Below are 18,484 nucleotides of genomic sequence, written 5' to 3'. Positions count from 1 at the left end.
TCCGACCACTACCGGGTTCCCTCCTTGTTGAGCAGCGCGTCACAACGACCACCAACAGGTCCATCTAGAACCTGCATCCCTGTATAGGAGGAAAGACTCAATACACACAACGTTTTCGAAGCACTGATCGCCTCGCGATTGTCGGAGTAGTCCAAGTCGAGTCGAAAACCAACAAACCTCTTTTCATCGTTGCCCAGTCGCTCGGCCAAATCCGCTCGCACTTGGGTATTCAATTTTTGGCTGACCAACAAACCAGGTGACAACAATATTATGACCTGATCAGGATCGGCATCTAGCAAATCGACCCACCCGGTTACGGAAACACTCGTACCGCTTACCCTTGTCGTCTCAACAGCACCGCCCATTCGGTCGAACAATGCCGGATACGGAGGCCCGAAGGGGAGATGTTCGAAAGACCTTAGTGGTTCAGCCTGCCCTGCGAGCGCTTCGCCCGGCGGCGCAACACCAACGAAACAATCGCAGGATTTTGAGTATTCACGTACGCGACGAGCATGGAAATCAACCTTGTCTAGCTGCTTGGGGTCAGTAAGTATGCTAACTCGCTTGAACGGAACATTATCCAGTACCGCATGAGCACGACGCGCCCCATTGAGTACTACGTCCCAGTATCGCGGCGTACCACCCCGAACAACCATCAACGTGTCGGGTGCGGCTTCAATTGCTTCTTTATATATGGCGTCAAACCTTGCGAGGTCTGGTGTGCGAGCTGCCGATTCGTCTAGACCATGTCCCAACACCACCCAAAACAAAACAGATCCGAGGACCACTCTAAGCACGACGAATCCGCGACCCCCAGCGCCCAACATGTAAGCAGCCGCCACGCAGATTACCGCCCAAGGCAGGAGGAGATAACGGTTTGGACCTCTCAACCCCGGATACGCAACAAGCGCAAGTAAAGGTACTACCAAAACCAAGATCACCACAATGGATAACCGCCAATCGACGATCCTGCGCAGCATTGCGACGAAAAAGAAAGCAGCAAGCAGACCTGCAGCGGCTAAACCGACAACATCATTGCCAAGTAACCAACCAGGAATCTCCAGGAGCTGCCGGGCCGCAACTGCCCAGTCAAAAACTCCCCGCCGGTATCCTCCAACTGCCGTCCCCAGCACCGTGAACCGCCATGCCATATAGAAGATGCCCCACGCAGCAAAAGGCATTATGCCCACGACTCTTGAACGCCAGGAACCGAAGGAGACGAACAGCAGCACCAGGGGCAGCGGAACAAACACCTCCTTGCAAGTCGTTGCCAACACATACAGCAATGTGCTTGTTGGCAGCCAAAAGCCCCTCACGTTGCTGCGTGCGCGGAAAAACGCATAAACCGACAAGTTAGCGAAAATCAAACCATAGACATAGTGACCAACCATGAGTTCTTGAGAGACATGAAATACGGGCGCACCCACAATGAATAAGCCCGCCCCAAAGAGCGCATACCCCATCGTCACCGAATAATTCAACAACAAAAAGATCGTTGCCGCGGCTAACGTTACCGCAAGTAGGTGTTGGATGTAATATTTCTCTACATCCAGTCCAAACGCAAAAAGATTTAGGTCGAAAACAAATGGGTTCCAGGGCGTAATGTTGCTCGGAGAAAAAGCTCTCGTGATCATCGGATCAAAAAAGTACTCGCTGGGAGTAAATCTGGTGGCGAAATCGAGAATCCACCCGTCATCGAATCGCCAATAGCCATCCAACGCATTACCGTGCGCGAGCCACGTGAGTCCAATTAACAGCAAACCCACCAATGCGTGGATCACTATCGCGTCAATGTTGATTCTCATGCGAAAGACCTGTCACTGAACAGAGCGATGGGAAATGAGACGTGGCATGAATGCAGACGCTCAACATGGCCCGGCACGTAAGCGCACTTCCAACTCTTGAGTTTCCTACATAGCCAGTCCTGTTGGCACGCGCACCGCCGGGCATCGAATATTTGGAATCCGATAGTTTTGCGTTACCGTCCGTGGTGGGGTGGAGCGTCAGACCGTGTCGCCCATGGAGACTGCTGCAGCAGACAGTCATACAGCGCCAAGTCGAGTCGATTGTGCTCGTTTATGACTTTCAATGTTGCTTCGTCAAGGATTGGAGGTGTCGAGGCTGACACATTAAGTTTTATTGGCGGCTGAACCTGCGGAAGCCAACCAAATAGATCAACGAGTCGCCGTATCGATTCGTCGAAGTATTCAACAAACCCAACGAATCGAAAGCGCCGATTTACATTCTCAAGTGCGATATCGAGAAATTTCTGGTCGTCTATTCTGTTCAGGGTTCCGTCGAGCATGCCTGGCGCGGCCGTACCAACCAAAATCCGAGTCATGAAATTATCTGTCTGGTGAGTGATGCCACTCGCCACAAACTCGCGCAATGTCATTCCGCGCGCAGCTAACTTATGATACTCGCTGTGCTCGTGAGCCAGCTGATGTCGCCAAAAAGAAACAACTCGGGCGACAGGGTCGCGAAGGAAGGTTCCATAGTCGCCGTGAAATCCGAGATGCTCATCGACACCGAAATAAAGATGGCCAATGAGTACTCTCATATGCGGAAGTAGACGAATAGTTTTAGCTCGCAGCTCGGTTGATATCGGCGGATCGAGCACTGCCAACGCGTTGCCCGGCAATTGCTGTCGCAGTAATTGGCGCAAAGACGTCCCCGCTGTTTTTGGGATATGCAAAAAAACCATCGGCTTATGTTTGGTACGCGACGCCAAGCTTCTCTGATTCGGCGTATTGCCAGCTGCCGGAATATTATCGATAGAGCTGGAGCAAGCCCGGGATTCGTCTGTAGCGGTTTCCGCTGAGGAATTGCTAACATCAAGTTCCGGTTTCCGATTGCAGAAAGTTTTGAGTGTTTCGGAAAAAGCAGCAGGTTCTCGACGGGCTTTTCCGGTTGATGCAAGCAGTGCAGTCGGTTTGCAGTCGTCCAAGAATCTCAGAATTGCCTGGTTGGCCGCCAGCCCATCTCGCATTTGTTCCAACACGGAGCCTGACCTGACAGCACCCTGATTTGTAGTAGCAACTAGGTCCGACAGCAAGATCACATATCGCGGCTTGCCCAACAGGTCGTGAATTCTCACCAGCTGGTCGGGACTGTACGGAAAGACCCAATAGTGTTTCGATCTTCCTGCGTCGCCCCTATACGAATTCGCGCCCACATCCGGCGAACTGCCCTGCCGGAGGGCTTCTATGCCTTCCCTGTCTTGGATGTGTGGTGCGACTTCCGAAGGCAGAGGTGGCAACCCCAAGTTCAGTACTGCGTTGCGTGCAAGAAGGGAACCAGGTTCGGTCAGACTGACCACGACCAAGGTGAAATCGTCACCTGCTGGCGCGTCGTTGATTGTCAACAACCCAGAGTTTTCGAGTTTGCGCAGTATTTCTTGATGCATGGCGGTTTCCGCTCGTTGCTTATCTTTGAGACACAATTGGGGTAAGTCGCAGAATGAATCACACGTCAACCAATCGAGTGTCAAGTACGGCAAGACGTTGCAGCCATTCCTGCAACGGGACCCTACGAAAACGTGCATCTCGCGCGCACGAACCGTTAGGCGAAGACATCCCCTCTCGACACTGACGATACCCCAGAACCCATCGGGGGATAGATCAGTAATTTTTTCACATTGCCATCACATCCAGCCGAGACCCTGACTTTGGGCCACAAGGCGGATCGATACCCCCGTGACTCGCGCTCGCGCCAGACCGACCTTCTGCACAAGCTTGCCACCCATCGGATGCCGCGCGCGATACTTATGATCGATGCCACGACGCACTCTGTCATCTATGTTTAGCGCGCTGCTCAAGCAGCGATACGGGCTCGCCAGCCCGCTCCCGTCACTGGATGTGGCAACGGCAATCAGCAGTTTCACGCAACTGCGGCACGCCCGCGACGAATTTGCCGCAGCGAACAAGGCATCACCACTGCCTCTGGCGAGATGGGGCACCCTCTCGAAAACCTGGTGATAAGTCGCCGCAACCGAAGCCACCCCGAAAAGCAGGACCGGCGTGTAAAGATGCCGCCGCATCGACACCTTGAACATATCAGATTTATGCCATACCGCTTGCACTCAGCGTTGCAATCAAGCGCGTTCTGACAAAGCCTTTCCACGACAGGGGTGAAAGCCGTGTGAGTCCATGATTTGCTGCGGCTTAGGCAGAAAGCCCCCCGGTGGCTCGTGATAGTTTTCCAGATCGAAAGAGTCGGATTGCGCTTTACCCCCCACTTCAGTCGCGTGCCACCTCGGGTTCACGATACGCTTCAAGCGCCTCTTGGGCAGCTTTTGCATTCCTTTCAAAATCTGAATGGGGCGCAACGGCCCCTTGGGGGGAGGGGGGCATCGGTCTCAAGGTACCAGACGCGCGAGACAAGTCCCGCGTCATCAGAACTCACGACCTCAGCTATTGCTGACCTTCACGTGGGTCCACACCCAGTCACGAAGCCGGCCAAACAGCGACGATGGGCCAAATCGCCACGGGGACCCCTCAAGATCCTCTTCGTACTTCCCGGCGTAGACCCTGATCACATCACCCGTTCGCAAGCGTTTGTCGTGGGGGAGGTTAAACGTGAAGCCGGCCTGTCCCGTGGAGTGAACCCCACTGCTCAAGAGATCTGGTCGCAGCGTGTCAGCCCTCACCTCCGCCACTGTCTGACCGTTGACAGCAAGCGACACCCACAGCGGTTGCGCCTTGCTGGTCTGACAGCGCTGGGCCGCCCAGCCAAGCACCTGATCGGCGGCAACCACATCAATGTGGCCGATCACCCGATCTGCGCGGCTCGCTCGCAAATAAGCAACGGGCGACGGGGATACGATCTCGAGTGCGCGTGCACGCGCTGCTGCCTCGGGCCGGAGTCCGGCGAACGCAATCAGGCGATCCAAAAACACTTCCTTACCGCCCAGCGCGTGATCGTATGAAACCAGCATCGTCGGGCAATCCAGTCCATCGATGAAGTCCAGCAATATGCGATACTCATCGATCGAGCGCTGCATGTTATCGAGAACGTTGGCGCCAACCGACAATCGGTTTCGGTTGGCGATCGCAAACAAGTCGCGGAAAACGACGACGTAATGCGGATTGCGCAAATGCGCATGAATGCCTTCCATGTGATGCAATGACCCTGGGCGCTTCCAGCCCCAAATATCATGACGGCGGTCATATCGTTCGACGGTCCTATGCACCTCGCGGGTATCACCGGACTCAACAGCAGTACTGAGTACCAAATCCTCGTAGACCGGTGGTGGCGCCTGATCGCCAAGAAACACACCCAGTTCGTGCAACACTGCGGCCACCAGCGATGTGCCGCTGCGCGCGACGCCCATCACCACCACGGTCTTGTGACGCCCCGCAGCCGACGGCCGGAGCACCAGAAAGCCCGAATTTTCGTCGTCACTTGCCATCTTTAATTGATGATTTCAGCTCGCCAAGGCCCAGCGCCCTCCCGAATTTGGAAGGGCGTTGTGCCCTCATGTCGGGAATCAAAAAGCTTAGGTGCACTCCAACGGAGACGTCGGTTCGGCAGCTGCCGTATACTAGCATAATAGAGCCCAACCGTCGGACCGGTGTCGCCCTGCGGCACTGGCCACCCAAATCGTGCATGCAGACAAAACTCGACCCGGCGCCTGATCCGCAAGATCCGCGGCCCGCACCCTTGAAATACGAGCATGCGCTGGAGTTCCGCTCGGAGAACAACTCGCACGTTCAACTGTTGGCACGCGTGCCGACCGGCGCCCAGGTGCTGGAGCTCGGCTGCGCAACCGGCTACATGTCCGAACATCTCACGCAGCAGAAAGGCTGTCGGGTGTTCGGTGTGGACATCGAGGAGGCGGCGCTGCGCAAGGCCGCGGCGCACTGCGAACGCACCCTGTGTGTCGACGTGGAGTCGCCCGACTGGCAGTCCGGCCTGGGTGATGCCCGCTTCGATATCATCCTGTGTGCCGACATCATCGAACACCTGAAGGATCCGCAGACTTTTCTGGCCGGCCTGCGCGACCGCATCAAGACCGGCGGCAGCCTGCTCGCGTCCGTGCCCAACGGCGCACACGCTGCGATCCGCCTCGAATTGTTGCAGGGACAACTGACGTACGAAGACACCGGCCTGCTCGACCGGACCCACCTGCATCTCTACACACACCAGTCGTTGATGGCCCTGTTGGCGTCGTCAGGCTATGCGGTCGAGGCACTGAGCTACACCTTCCACGACATCCCGGACGAGGTGCTCGCCGAAAAGATCCGCCAGGCGGGTCTCGAGCCCACCGAAAGGGCGCTGGCGCGCCTGCATGCGCCGGAGGCAATCGCCTACCAGTTCATCGTCGAGGCGCGACCGCGCGCAGCCGACGAACCGACGGCGCCGTTTCCGGAACTGTCGGACAAACCACTGCGGGACTCCGAAGAGGCCTACCGCAAGGTGCACGAACGCCTGCACGAGACCCAACAGGTCGCCCAACACCGTCAGACGCTACTGGAAAACAAGGAACGTCAGGTTGCGCACCAGCAACAACAGGTTGAGCATTTGCAGCGCCAGCTCGCACACAAGGACCAACAGTTTTCCGAACTGACCCGACGCCACACACGTCAGGAACAACAGCTGGCCTACAAGGAAGGGCGCATCGGTGAGTTGACCCAACGCACCCGCATCCTCGAAGACCGCAACGCCTCGCTGCACGCCGACAAGGCCAAACAACAGCTGACCCTGCAGCAGCTGCAGGGTCAGCTGAAACGCGTTCGACAGCAGCAGACCACCCTGCACCAGCAACATGCCGCCCTTCGGCAGGTGCTCAACACGCGCTCCTGGCGCCTGTTTCGTACGCTCACCCTGCCGGCACGCGGCGCAGTCCGCCTGACACCCTATCTCGCCCATCTGGTGCGCAACCCGAGCGTCGCACCGCAGTGGATGGCCAAGGCGGTACGGCTGCTGCGCCAGGGCGGCATCAAGGGATTGCGCTGGCATCTGGCCGCCGCGAGCTCCGGCCGCGCCGCGCCGCGGACCGCGAACTATGCGCGCTGGATCGAGCAGATAGAGGCGCCCCGCGAACCCGACGCGGCGAGCGTCAAGACGTTCGTCGAGAGTCTGGCCCAGGCACCGCTGATCTCGGTGGTGATGCCGGTCTACGAACCGCGCCCGGAATGGCTGCGTGCCGCAATCGATTCGGTCCTGGCACAGCGTTATCCGCATTGGGAGCTGTGCATCGCAGACGATGCCTCGCCTTCACCGGAGATCCGCACGCTGCTCGACGACTACCGCCATCGCGACCCGCGGATCAAGGTGATCCTGCGCGACAAGAACGGACACATTGCGGCCGCGACCAATTCCGCCCTGACGCTCGCGGAGGGCGACTGGGTCGGATTCATGGATCACGACGACCTGCTGACGGAAAACGCCCTCTATCACGTGGCCCGCGAGATCGTCGGGCATCCCGACGCGCGCATGCTGTACTCGGACGAAGACAAGATCGACGATCGCGGTACGCGTTCGGCACACTATTTCAAACCCGACTTCAATCCGGACCTGATGCTGTCGCACAACCTGGTGTGCCACTTCAGCGTCTACCGTCGCGACCTGCTGAACCACGCCGGCGGCATCCGTGAAGGCTTCGAGGGCGCTCAGGATTACGACCTGGCGTTGCGCTGCATCGCCGAGCTGCACCCGGACGAGATCCGTCATATCCCGCGCATCCTTTACCACTGGCGCGCGGTACCTGGCAGCACGGCGTCCGGGCTTGAAGCCAAACCCTATGCACTCGATGCAGCGGTGCGTGCCGTACAGGATCACCTGCAGGCGAAAGGCGTCCAGGCCGAGGTGAAACCCTCGAAACGGATCGAAGGCATGCTGCGGGTACGCTATCCGGTGCCGGAACCGGCACCCTTGGTAAGCCTGATCATCCCGACGCGCAATGGCTTGCGCCTGCTGCGACAGTGCATTGACAGCGTTCGTGCCAAGACCGGCTATCCGAACTACGAGATCATCATCGTCGACAACCAGAGCGACGAGCCGGCGACCATCGAGTACCTGCAACAGCTGCAGGCGAGCGGCGAGGCGCGTGTCGTGCCCTATGACAAACCGTTCAATTACGCGGCACTCAACAATTTCGCGGTTGCCAAGGCGGCTGGCGACTACCTGTGCTTCCTGAACAATGACATCGAGGTCATCGAGGGGGACTGGCTTGCCGAGATGGTCTCGCACGCCGCACGCCCCGAGATCGGCGCTGTCGGTGCACGCCTGCTGTATCCCGATGGCCGCCTGCAACATGGCGGTGTGCTGACCGGCCTGGGCGGGGTCGCCGGGCACGCGATGAAATATCTGTCCGGCGAAGCCAAGGGCTACAATGGGCGCGCGGTGTTGGTGCAGAACTATTCTGCCGTGACCGCGGCCTGCATGGTGATGCGGCGCGAGGTGTTCGAACAGATCGGTGGCTTTGACGCAGAGCACCTCGGCGTTGCGTTCAACGACGTCGATCTCTGCCTGCGGATCCGCGAACAGGGATATCGCAACCTCTGGACACCCTACGCGGAACTCTACCATCACGAATCCGCGACGCGCGGTGCCGAAAACACCGCCGAGAAACAGGCGCGATTCGGCAAAGAGATCGCCTACATGAAATCGCGCTGGGGAGCGGGATTGCTGCGCGACCCCGCCTACAATCCGAACCTCACCCTGGATCGCGAAGACTTCTCGCTGAACTGGCATGAACTAGCACGGGGCACCCAGCCATGACCGACGAAAGCACCACGACCAAGAAAGTCGAATTCTCCGAGGTCCAGGACCTCGCCAAGCGATTCATCGACCTCGCCAACGAGATCAAGAACGAGGGACGCGCCCCGGATGCGATCAACGGCGCATTGATGTTCGCGTCGTGCATCTACGCAACCTACAGCGCGGCCGGCAACGAAGGCTATCTGCACGACTCGGGCGTCGCAAAGGTCGTGGAGGTCTACCGGCGAAACCTCGCGACCTTGCAGAAACTGAAGAAGGCGCAGAGCCAGACAGACACCGCCTGAAGCAGCCGCCAGCGATGCCGTTGCCGGGTGCCGCGGCCAGATCCGAAGTGCCGACCAGCGGCCCCGCGCATGCCACTATCCAGTGAACGTCGATGAGCGATAAACGCGTAATCGGCGTCGTCGTGACCTACGAACCCGATCCTCAGTCGCTGCAACGTCTGCTCGCAGCGGCCCTGCCCCAGGTCGCGGCACTGGTACTGGTCCACAACGGCAACGAGGCACCCAGCGTGACCCTGCCGGCCGGGGCGGAGGTTCAGATCCTCACCCTCGGCGACAACCTCGGTATTGCCCGGGCACAGAACGAGGGTATCGGATGGGCGCGCGGCCGTGCAGCGACGCATGTGCTCTTGTTCGACCAGGACAGCGTGCCGGCACCCGACATGCTAGAGCGCCTGCTGCATGCAGAGGAGCAGCTGGCAGGGTCCGGCGTGCCAGTCGCGGCGCTCGGTCCGCGCTATCTCGACCCGCGCCAGGACAACCCACCGCCGTTCCTCCAGGTCCGCGGGCTGCGCCTGCACCGCCAACCCTGCAGCACCCCCGCGGACATCGTTCCGGTCGACTACCTGGTCAGCTCCGGCTGCCTGATTCCGCTCACCGCGCTGGAGCGCGTCGGTGGCATGAACGAACGGCTGTTCATCGACTATGTGGACATCGAATGGGGGTTGCGCGCGGCGCGTGCCGGGCTGCAGAGCTATGGGGTCTGCGGCGCACAGATGCGGCATGCGCTGGGCGATGAGCCGCTGATGGTGCTGGGACAGGCACGCCCCGTACGTTCGCCGCTGCGCCATTACTACCTGTTCCGCAATGCCGTCTGGCTGTATCGCCAGGCGGAAATCCGCGGCTCCTGGAAATGCGTCGACGGTTGGCGCCTGCTATTGAAATTCGCCGCCTATGGGTTGTTCGCAAAGCCGCGCGCGATGCATCTGCGTATGATGACCATGGGCGTTTGGGACGGGCTGCGCGGCCGCCTCGGGCGCTACCGGGGCGATGCCTGAGCTGCGGCGATTGCGCATTGCAACGCCCGTCGGCGAGAAGGTAACATCGCCGGATTTAGCAAGTAATGTGATTTTTGTCGCATAACTTCTTGACCCTTCAGCTGAAAATCGTGCACATCGAGGGCCGGATGCAGGCCACGGAACGGACGGAGGCGGGTGCCCATTATTCGGGTTTCCCCTGATCAAGACTAGGATGATCACGTCAATTTATGGGAAACTAACGGCCAGCACCGGTTGCCGTCTCAGCCGCAGAACACCGACGTCTTGGCCGCTGGATCAGCACGACGTCTCCACCGCGCAGGCTGGACCTATCGAAGCGAGTTACGTGGGGTGAGATGAAGATCATGGCACTGGAGCGCTTGCGCAGCCGTATCGCTGCCTTTCTGCACGACCTGATGATGATTCCGGTGGCCTGGCTCGGCGCCTATTGGCTGCACGCCGACCTCGGCGCGATCCCACCCCACGACCTGCGCCTGGCGCTGATCGGGCTGCTCCTGGTACTGCCACTCCAGGCGCTGGTCAATTGGCATTTCGGCCTGTACCGGGGAGTCTGGCGATTCGCTTCACTGCCCGATCTGATACGCATCAGCAAGGCGCTGGTCGCCGGGGTGCTGATCACCTCGCTGGTACTGTCCATCGGCGGTCAACTCGCCGAAATGCCGCGCTCCCTGATGTTCCTTTACGGGCTCTTGCTGCTCGGCTGCCTGACCCTGCCCCGCTTCTTCTATCGCTGGTGGAAAGACCATCGCCGCCATTTCCGCTCCGCCCAGCGTGTGCTGATCGTCAACGCCGGCGAGGCCGGTGACATGCTCGTACGCGACATGCTGCGCGACCCGCGCCAGGCCTACCGGCCGGTGGCCTTCGTCGACGACAACCATGCCAAGCAGGGCAAGGAGATCCAGGGCATCCGCGTGGTCGGTCCCTATGCGGCCATGCCGCGCGTCGTGCAGGAACTCGCGATCGACGTGATCATGCTCGCGGTACCGTCCGCGAATGCGGCGCAGATGCGCTACTTGGTCGCGTTGGCCGAACAATGCGGGGTTCCGTTCCGCACGGTGCCGCATCTCGAGGACCTGATGAGCGGGCAGATCCGCGTCCAGGAACTGCGCAAGGTGCGCATCGAAGACCTGCTCGGCCGCGAACCGGTGAACCTGGATTGGCCGCGCATCAGCGAAGGCCTCACCGGCCGCGTGATCATGATCACCGGTGCCGGCGGGTCGATCGGTGCCGAACTGTGCCGCCAGATCGCCAGCCTCGAACCGGCGGCGCTGATCCTGCTCGAGAACAGCGAGTTCAACCTCTACAGCATCGAACTCGAACTGCGCGAGCAGTTCTCCGAGTTGTCGTTGCATGCCCATCTCGCCGACATCACCGATGCGGTGGCGTGCGACCGCCTGTTCGCCAAGTACCACCCACAGGTGGTGTTCCACGCGGCGGCCTATAAACACGTACCGATGCTCGAGACCCAGGTCCGCGAGGCGGTGAAGAACAACATCCTCGGCACCAAGGTCGTCGCCCAGGCCGCGGATCGCTACGGTTGTTCGGAGTTCGTGCTGATCTCCACCGACAAGGCGGTCAATCCGGCGAACGTCATGGGCGTTACCAAGCGCGTCGCCGAGATCTATGTGCAGAACCTCGACGCCAAGTCGGATACCCGCTTCATCACCGTCAGGTTCGGAAACGTGCTCGGCTCCGCCGGCAGCGTCGTTCCACTGTTCGAGAAACAGATCAGTGCCGGCGAAGCGGTCACCGTGACCCACCCCAAGATGGAGCGCTACTTCATGACGGTGCGCGAGGCCTGCCAGCTGATCATGCAGGCCAGCGTGCTCGGCAAGGGCGGAGAGATCTTCGTGTTGAATATGGGCAAGCCGGTGAACATCAGCCGACTCGCCGAGGAGATGATCCGGCTCTCCGGCAAGGTCCCGGGACGCGATATCAAGATCGTCTACACCGGACTCAGGCCCGGCGAAAAGCTGCACGAAGAACTGTTTCACGAACGCGAGAAACTGGTCGAGACCAGTCACCAGCAGATCCGGTTGGCACGCTATCGCGAAGTGGGCTGGGACCTGCTGACCAACCGCATGGACGAGCTGGACAAGACCTGCGCGGCGTACGACACGACCCGGCTGGGCGAACTGCTGAACTGGTTTGTCCCGGAACGTCGCCGCGTCGGCACGGCGCCGGACAAGGCGGGCGAGGTCGTGAACCTGGTCCAGAGCGACTGACCGGCGAGATTCGCGCAGCGACCCCATGGCGTCTTCGCGCAATATTCCGAGCCCGCAGGCCGGCGACCACGAGACGACCGATATCGGCAATCTGCTGCTGCAACGCGGCAAGATCGACGGCGCCGAACTGAACCGCGCCCGCCGCCTGGCGGAGGAGTCGGGCGACCCCCTGCACACGCTGCTCTCGCGCCTCGGCCTGGTCTCGGAGCGGGATCTTGCGGCCGCACTGGCCGAGCTGAACGGTCTGCCGCTGATCGATGCGAGCGAGTTTCCCGAGGTGCCGATCCTCGAGGACCGTATCGCGATCCGCTTCATGAAGGAGAACCGCATCCTGCCGCTGCATCTGCAGGACGGCAACCTCGTGGCCGCGGTCGCCGACCCCGAACGCCCCTATGTCGCCGCGGCACTGCAGGCCGCGGCCGGTCATCCGGTCACATTGCGCGTCGGCGTCGCCGCCGAGATCGACGACGCGATCGAACGGCTGTATGGCGAGGGGCGCAGTGCGATGGGCGAGATCGCCGGCGGCCTCGAGGAGGTCGACGGCGGCGAAGAAGAGGACGTGGAACACCTCAAGGACCTCGCCAGCGAGGCCCCGGTGATCCGGGTGGTCAATCTGATCATCCAGCGGGCGGTCGAGTCGCGCGCCTCCGACATCCACGTCGAACCGTTCGAAAACCGCCTTAAGGTGCGATACCGCATCGATGGCGTGTTGCGCGAGGTCGAAGCGCCCCCGGCGCATTCCTCGGCGGCGGTGATCTCACGCATCAAGATCATGTCGAAGCTGAACATCGCCGAACGCCGGCTGCCACAGGACGGACGCATCGGCGTGCGTATCCAGGGCAAGGAGCTCGACCTGCGCGTCTCCACGGTTCCGACGCTGTTCGGCGAAAGCGTCGTGATCCGCCTGCTCGACAAGGAGAGCGTGAAGTTCGACTTCGCTGCACTCGGTTACGACGGCATCACCGTCGAGCGGCTCAAACACATCCTCGACATGCCGCACGGCATCGTGGTCGTGACCGGACCCACCGGCAGCGGCAAGAGCACCACGCTGTACACCGCGTTGCATCGGCTGAACACCGCCGAACGCAAGATCATGACCGTCGAGGATCCGGTCGAGTATCAACTCGACGGGATCAATCAGATCCAGGTCAAGCCGCAGATCGGTCTGAACTTCGCCAACGCGCTGCGCGCGATCGTGCGCCAGGACCCGGACATCATCATGGTCGGTGAGATGCGTGACGCAGAGACGGTGCGCATCGCGGTGCAATCGGCGCTGACCGGACACCTGGTGCTGTCGACGCTGCACACCAACGATGCAGCGGGGGCGATCACGCGCCTGCTCGACATGGGCGTCGAGGATTATCTGCTGACCTCGACGATCAACGGCGTGGTGGGCCAACGGCTGGTGCGCCGCCTGTGCGAGCATTGCAAGCAACCCAAAGAGGTGCTGCCGGAACTGGTCAACGAACTCGATCTGACGCGCGATCTGCCTCCCGGCACCACGCCGCAACTGTTCGACGCGCGCGGCTGTGAGCATTGCAGCGGTACCGGTTACCGCGGCCGCCTGGCGCTCGCCGAGGTGCTGGTGATGAGCAACGAATTGCGCGCACTGGTGATGCGCCACGCCGATGCGACCGAACTGCAGCGCCAGGCGATCGCCGAGGGCATGCAGACCATGTACCGCGAAGGGCTGCGCAAATGCGCCGCAGGCCTCACCACCCTGGACGACGTCCTGCGCGTCTGCGAGCCCGACTGAGCCATGTCGGCGTCGTGCATCGCTGCCCATGTCCTTGCAGCCGGTTGCACACGTCGACCGGTGCAGTACAGCACGAGCTAGGTGCAGACATGCTGTTCGCTTTCAAAGCGGTCCGGCCCAACGGCGAGAATCTCGAGGGGGAACGCGACGCGCCGGACGAACAGACCCTGGTGCGCGAACTGCAGGCGGAAGGCGCGATCCCGATCGAGATTCGCCCCGCGGGTGGTCTGCGCACCCTGCTGCGCGCCGGAAGAACCCCCCGCGGCACGCGCTTTCGCGCCCAGCAGGTCGCGGTCCTGACGCGCGAATTGTCGACACTGCTCGGCGCCGGCCTGACGCTGGACCGTTCACTGCAGGTGCTGCACGACCTCACCCGCGACGCCGCGACCCGTCGCCTGCTCGCGGCGCTGCGCGACCGCATCCAGTCCGGGAGCACATTCGCCGCCGCGCTGGAAGCCGAGCACCAGGTCTTCTCCAAGCTGTACATCAACATGGTCCGTGCGGGCGAGTCCGGTGGTGTCCTCGAGGCCGTGCTGGAACGGCTCGCCGACTATCTGGAGCGCTCGGCGCAGCTGCGCGAGCGCGTGCGGTCCGCGCTGACCTATCCGATGATCCTGGTGGTCGTCGCAGGCCTGTCGATCGTGTTGCTGTTGGCCTTCGTGGTACCGCAGTTCAGCCAGATGTTCGCCGACATGGGCGAGACACTGCCATTACCGACACGCATCGTGGTCACGGTGGGCGACCTGTTCCGCGACTACTGGTGGGCCGCGTTGGCCGCATTGGCGCTGGCCGCGGCGGCGGTCCAGGCCGCGCTGCAGCGACCAAGGGTGCGCGAATGGTGGGACCAGAGGGTCATCAGGTTGCCGCTATTCGGGGACCTGATCGTGAAGGTCGAGGCGGCGCGCTTTGCGCGCACCCTGTCAACGCTGCTCGAAAACGGGCTGCCCTTGCTGGGCGCGCTGAATCTCGTCAGGGAAGTCGTCGAGAACCGACGCGTCGCCGAGACCATCGACGTCGCGGCCCAGCACCTGAAGCGCGGCAAAGGCTTCGCCGAACCGCTGATCCAGGACGGCATCCTGCCCGACCTGGCGTTGCAGATGATCAAGGTTGGCGAGGAATCAGGGCAACTCGACAGCATGCTCGCCAAGGTCGCGGACGTGTTCGACCGCGAAGTCGGCACCACGGTGCAACGGATGCTGACCTTGCTCGAACCGGCGCTGATCGTCGGGCTCGGCGTGATCGTCGCCGGCATCATCATCTCGATCCTGGTGGCGATCATGCAAGCCAATCAACTTGCGTTCTGAGGCCGATGACGCCATCCTTCGCGGACCTGTCACGGGCGCCCGAAGCGGGGCTGCCGGACACGGCGTGATGTTCACGGCCGCGGGAACGCTCGACCCGGTTCAGCTGTCGATACCCCGGGATGCCGAAACACCGCAGCCGCTGCCTCGCGGGCGACAAGGCCCCCATCGGATTCTTTTGCTAGGTCAACAACATGCGACACAGATTATTGCGCCTGCAAGGCTTCACACTGATCGAGCTGCTGGTCGTGCTGGCGATCCTCGCGCTGCTCGCCGGCCTGGTCGGTCCGCAGGTGATGAACTCCCTGCGCGACTCCAAGACCAAGACTGCAAAGCTGCAGATCGAGGACTTCGGTGCCGGGCTCGATCTGTACAGCCTGGATGTCGGCCACTACCCCTCGACCGAGGAAGGCCTGAACGCGCTGGTCAGCGATCCCGGTGCCAGCAACAAGTGGCGCGGTCCCTACCTGAAGAAGTCACTGATTCCGCAGGATCCCTGGGGCAACGATTACCAGTATCGGCATCCCGGAGAGCACGGCCCGTACGACCTTTTTTCGCTGGGTTCGGACAATCGGGAGGGTGGCGACGGTGAGGCTCAGGACGTGGTCAGCTGGGAATAGCCGCAGGCCCACCGCCGGATTCACGCTTCTCGAACTCCTCGCGGTCTTGATGTTGTCCGGACTGCTGCTCGCAGTGGTCCCGCCATTGCTCAGCCGCGCCGTGCCGGGCGTACAGCTCAAGAGCGCCACGCGCACCCTGGTCTCAGCCTTGCGCCAGACGCGCAATTTCGCGATCAGTCACGCCAGCGCCGAGCGCCTGACCATCGACCTCGAACAACGCCAGATGCGCGTTCCAGGACGTTTGCAGCCGATCGCGATCCCCGAACAGATCGACGTGCGCCTGACGATCGCCCAATCGCAACAGCGTGCACCCGGCGTGGCCGCGATCGGTTTTTTTCCCGACGGCAGTTCGACCGGCGGCCGTATCCAGCTGGCACGCGCCGGTAGTCGCTACCAGGTCGACATCGACTGGTTGACCGGCAAGGTGGCCGTCATTGATTGAACGGGGACGCCAACGCTGTCAACGGGGGTTCTCGTTGCTCGAGGTGCTGGTCGCCTTCTCGATCCTTGCGCTATCGCTCGGCGTGTTGATGCAGATCTTTTCGCAGGGTACGCGCAATGTCGCGATCGGCGCCGACTACACCAAGGCCGTGACCATTGCCGAATCCAAGCTGGACGCGGCGGGCGTCGTGACGCCACTCGACGAATCCAGCGCCGGCACGGAACTGGATGGCCGGTACCGCTGGCAGCTCACCAGCGTGCCGGTCGATACAGACTATGCAGGTCCTTCTTCGATGTTGCCCTATCGGCTCAGCGTGACCGTCGAGTGGGGAGCCGCCGAGCAACCGCGCAGCGTGTCGCTGGAGACGCTGAAAGTGGCGAGAGTGCAATGAGCGGTTTGCGACCCTGCCAGCAGCAGGCGGCCGGCTACACGCTGATCGAGTTCGTCATTGCGCTGACCCTCGCGGCACTGATCATGCTGCTGCTCACCGGCGGCCTGTACCTCGGCACGCGTAGCTGGGAAGCGGTGGACGGCAAGGCGGAACGTGTCGGTGAGACCCGGCAGACACTGGAGTTTCTGCGTCGCGAGCTGAGTGCCGCGCGCGGGCTGATCTACGAGCTGCCGGACGGCGAAGCACCGCTGTTCTGGGGCAGCCGCGAGATGTTGGAATGGGTCGCACCGCTGCCGGCCTATGTCGGCAGCGGCGGCCTCAGCATCATGCGGTTGAGCGCGATGGGTGACGGCGACAAGCGCCAGTTGGTGCTCGACCGCTGGTTTTTTCACCCCGATGTCCTGGAAGGCAAGGGCCTGGACACGCCACTGTGGACACCGCTCACCCCGGTCGAAGCCACGGCTGGACAGGTCGCCAACGCGAACTACGGGCGGCATATCCTGATTGAGCACCTCGACGATATCGAGATCGCCTATTTTGGCGCCGCCGAGGACGACCAGAAGGCGCGCTGGTTCGAGGAATGGGCGGGCGTCGCCGCCCTGCCCCGCCTGGTCCGGATCCGCATCAAGCAGGCCGCCGAGGACTGGCCCGAGATGGTGGTCGAGATGCCCGATCCGGAGATCACGCTGCGCAATGTGGGCGACCGCTCGTGACCAGGGTATGGCCGCAGCGCGAATCGGGCATTGCGTTGATCGCCGTCCTGTGGGTACTGGTGCTGCTGACCGTGGTAGCCAGTTCGCTGACGTTCACCCAGCGCGCCGAGATCGACCTGAGCCGCGGCCTGCTGCAAACCGCACAGGCCCGGCAGCTGGCGCGCGGCGCGCTGCACTTCGCGTTGTACATGCTGCAGCTGCGTGACGCCGATCAGAGCTGGCGCAGCGACGGCGAGCCGCACTCGCTGCGTTTCGGCGATCGCGACCTACAGGTGGTGGTGTACGAGGAACAGGGTCTGATCGACCTCAACCGCGCCAACCCGAGATTGCTCGGGAGCGCGCTGGCCGCGACCGGTGCCGACCCCGAGGTGCTGGACGCGCTGGCCGATGCGATCGCCGACTGGGTCGACGCAGATGACGTACGCCACCTGCACGGAGCGGAACGCGAGGAGTACCTCGATGCCGGTTACAGCTACGGGCCGCTCAACGTGCCGTTCCGCGACCTTTCCGAACTACGCCTGGTATATGGCATGTCGAGCGACTTGTACAACGCGCTGCGCAGCGTGCTCACGGTGGATTCGCGCAGGTCGCAGGTGAACCTGATGGCGTCGCCACCGCAGGTACGTGAACTGATCGGGGACGAGATGGTCGCGCAGTTTGCCGGCCCCGCCGTGCCCCTCGGGGTTCAACCCATGCTGCCAACCCGCGGGGCCATCGATTTCGGCGGTGGCATCCGCGGCAGTCTACTCGGTGGCCTGCGGGTGCACGTCGAAGTGCCGATACCCCAGGGGGGACGTTATGTGACAGAGGCGACGGTGGTGCTGGATAATCAGGCCCGGAACGGTTACCGCATCGTCAAATGGCATGAGGCAGGGATGAATCTGACACGCTCGACAAACGAATCCGGGACAGCGGGGTAAGGTCTTGGCCGAGCAACCGCACGCATCTGCAGGCTTTGCAATTCCGGGATGGAAGGAATTCCTGAACTGGTGGATCGGGGGGCTGACGCAGTGCCTTCCGCGCCGCCTTCGCG

General features: G+C 61.7%; 15 protein-coding genes. 11 read left to right on the top strand and 4 right to left on the bottom strand.

All coding sequences use genetic code 11. From position 1 onward, the window contains the following. Window positions 1–8 precede the first annotated feature (8 nt). From H6955_17675 to H6955_17660, 4 genes are all read right to left on the bottom strand, one after another. The gene (locus H6955_17675; protein ID MCP5315393.1) at window positions 9–1,805 is read right to left on the bottom strand and encodes a hypothetical protein; all 1,797 of its coding nucleotides are present in this window, start codon (window positions 1,803–1,805) and stop codon (window positions 9–11) included. A 173-nt stretch (window positions 1,806–1,978) separates the two neighbouring features. After that, entirely contained in the window at window positions 1,979–3,406 is a 1,428-nt protein-coding gene (locus H6955_17670) for a sulfotransferase family 2 domain-containing protein (GenBank protein MCP5315392.1), read from the bottom strand. A gap of 237 nt (window positions 3,407–3,643) precedes the next feature. Beyond that, complete coding sequence (locus H6955_17665) at window positions 3,644–4,054, bottom strand: hypothetical protein (GenBank protein MCP5315391.1); 411 nt, start codon at window positions 4,052–4,054, stop codon at window positions 3,644–3,646. Window positions 4,055–4,408: 354 nt separating this feature from the next. Continuing rightward, entirely contained in the window at window positions 4,409–5,410 is a 1,002-nt protein-coding gene (locus H6955_17660; protein ID MCP5315390.1) for a hypothetical protein, read from the bottom strand. A 197-nt stretch (window positions 5,411–5,607) separates the two neighbouring features. Between H6955_17660 and H6955_17655 the strand changes: the two genes are divergently transcribed. The 11 genes from H6955_17655 to H6955_17605 all read left to right on the top strand — a co-directional run bounded on the left by H6955_17655 (window position 5,608) and on the right by H6955_17605 (window position 18,371). Then, window positions 5,608–8,724, top strand: coding sequence for a glycosyltransferase (locus H6955_17655; GenBank protein MCP5315389.1), 3,117 nt, complete (start codon window positions 5,608–5,610; stop codon window positions 8,722–8,724). Then, window positions 8,721–9,008, top strand: a complete 288-nt coding sequence (locus H6955_17650; GenBank protein ID MCP5315388.1) for a DUF3144 domain-containing protein — start codon at window positions 8,721–8,723, stop codon at window positions 9,006–9,008. Before H6955_17655 ends, H6955_17650 begins: the two co-directional genes overlap by 4 nt. 92 nt (window positions 9,009–9,100) lie before the next feature. Beyond that, window positions 9,101–10,003, top strand: coding sequence for a glycosyltransferase family 2 protein (locus tag H6955_17645; GenBank protein ID MCP5315387.1), 903 nt, complete (start codon window positions 9,101–9,103; stop codon window positions 10,001–10,003). Window positions 10,004–10,338: 335 nt separating this feature from the next. After that, window positions 10,339–12,228 carry a polysaccharide biosynthesis protein gene (locus H6955_17640; protein ID MCP5315386.1) on the top strand — a complete coding sequence of 630 codons (1,890 nt, stop codon included), beginning with the start codon at window positions 10,339–10,341 and terminating at the stop codon, window positions 12,226–12,228. 25 nt (window positions 12,229–12,253) lie between these two features. Beyond that, window positions 12,254–13,984, top strand: a complete 1,731-nt coding sequence (gspE, locus tag H6955_17635) for a type II secretion system ATPase GspE (protein ID MCP5315385.1) — start codon at window positions 12,254–12,256, stop codon at window positions 13,982–13,984. Between the two features lie 89 nt (window positions 13,985–14,073). Continuing rightward, window positions 14,074–15,288 (top strand): type II secretion system F family protein, encoded by a 1,215-nt coding sequence (locus tag H6955_17630; protein ID MCP5315384.1) that lies wholly within the window; start codon window positions 14,074–14,076, stop codon window positions 15,286–15,288. A 191-nt stretch (window positions 15,289–15,479) separates the two neighbouring features. After that, a complete protein-coding gene (gene gspG / locus H6955_17625; GenBank protein ID MCP5315383.1) occupies window positions 15,480–15,905 on the top strand; it encodes a type II secretion system major pseudopilin GspG in 426 nt (141 codons plus the stop codon). After that, entirely contained in the window at window positions 15,874–16,347 is a 474-nt protein-coding gene (locus tag H6955_17620) for a prepilin-type N-terminal cleavage/methylation domain-containing protein (GenBank protein MCP5315382.1), read from the top strand. The genes gspG and H6955_17620 overlap by 32 nt, the downstream gene beginning before the upstream one ends. After that, complete coding sequence (locus H6955_17615) at window positions 16,343–16,738, top strand: prepilin-type N-terminal cleavage/methylation domain-containing protein (protein ID MCP5315381.1); 396 nt, start codon at window positions 16,343–16,345, stop codon at window positions 16,736–16,738. Before H6955_17620 ends, H6955_17615 begins: the two co-directional genes overlap by 5 nt. Further along, complete coding sequence (locus H6955_17610) at window positions 16,735–17,451, top strand: general secretion pathway protein GspJ (protein ID MCP5315380.1); 717 nt, start codon at window positions 16,735–16,737, stop codon at window positions 17,449–17,451. Before H6955_17615 ends, H6955_17610 begins: the two co-directional genes overlap by 4 nt. After that, a complete protein-coding gene (locus H6955_17605) occupies window positions 17,448–18,371 on the top strand; it encodes a general secretion pathway protein GspK (GenBank protein ID MCP5315379.1) in 924 nt (307 codons plus the stop codon). The genes H6955_17610 and H6955_17605 overlap by 4 nt, the downstream gene beginning before the upstream one ends. Window positions 18,372–18,484: the final 113 nt, after the last annotated feature.

The organism is Chromatiaceae bacterium (assembly GCA_024235395.1).
Classification (GTDB): Bacteria; Pseudomonadota; Gammaproteobacteria; order Chromatiales; family Chromatiaceae; genus Thiosocius.
Note: the sequence above shows the minus strand (reverse complement) of the source record. Positions and strands in the feature narration are given on the sequence as shown.

Bases quoted from the DNA above. Each gene is read 5' to 3' on its own strand.
- H6955_17655 (MCP5315389.1), top strand. From the start codon at position 5,608: ATGCAGACAAAACTCGACCCGGCGCCTGATCCGCAAGATCCGCGGCCC.
- H6955_17650 (MCP5315388.1), top strand. From the start codon at position 8,721: ATGACCGACGAAAGCACCACGACCAAGAAAGTCGAATTCTCCGAGGTC.
- H6955_17645 (MCP5315387.1), top strand. From the start codon at position 9,101: ATGAGCGATAAACGCGTAATCGGCGTCGTCGTGACCTACGAACCCGAT.
- H6955_17665 (MCP5315391.1), bottom strand. From the start codon at position 4,054: ATGTTCAAGGTGTCGATGCGGCGGCATCTTTACACGCCGGTCCTGCTT.
- H6955_17675 (MCP5315393.1), bottom strand. From the start codon at position 1,805: ATGAGAATCAACATTGACGCGATAGTGATCCACGCATTGGTGGGTTTG.
- H6955_17660 (MCP5315390.1), bottom strand. From the start codon at position 5,410: ATGGCAAGTGACGACGAAAATTCGGGCTTTCTGGTGCTCCGGCCGTCG.
- H6955_17640 (MCP5315386.1), top strand. From the start codon at position 10,339: ATGAAGATCATGGCACTGGAGCGCTTGCGCAGCCGTATCGCTGCCTTT.
- H6955_17670 (MCP5315392.1), bottom strand. From the start codon at position 3,406: ATGCATCAAGAAATACTGCGCAAACTCGAAAACTCTGGGTTGTTGACA.
- H6955_17630 (MCP5315384.1), top strand. From the start codon at position 14,074: ATGCTGTTCGCTTTCAAAGCGGTCCGGCCCAACGGCGAGAATCTCGAG.
- H6955_17610 (MCP5315380.1), top strand. From the start codon at position 16,735: ATGAGCGGTTTGCGACCCTGCCAGCAGCAGGCGGCCGGCTACACGCTG.
- gspG (MCP5315383.1), top strand. From the start codon at position 15,480: ATGCGACACAGATTATTGCGCCTGCAAGGCTTCACACTGATCGAGCTG.
- gspE (MCP5315385.1), top strand. From the start codon at position 12,254: ATGGCGTCTTCGCGCAATATTCCGAGCCCGCAGGCCGGCGACCACGAG.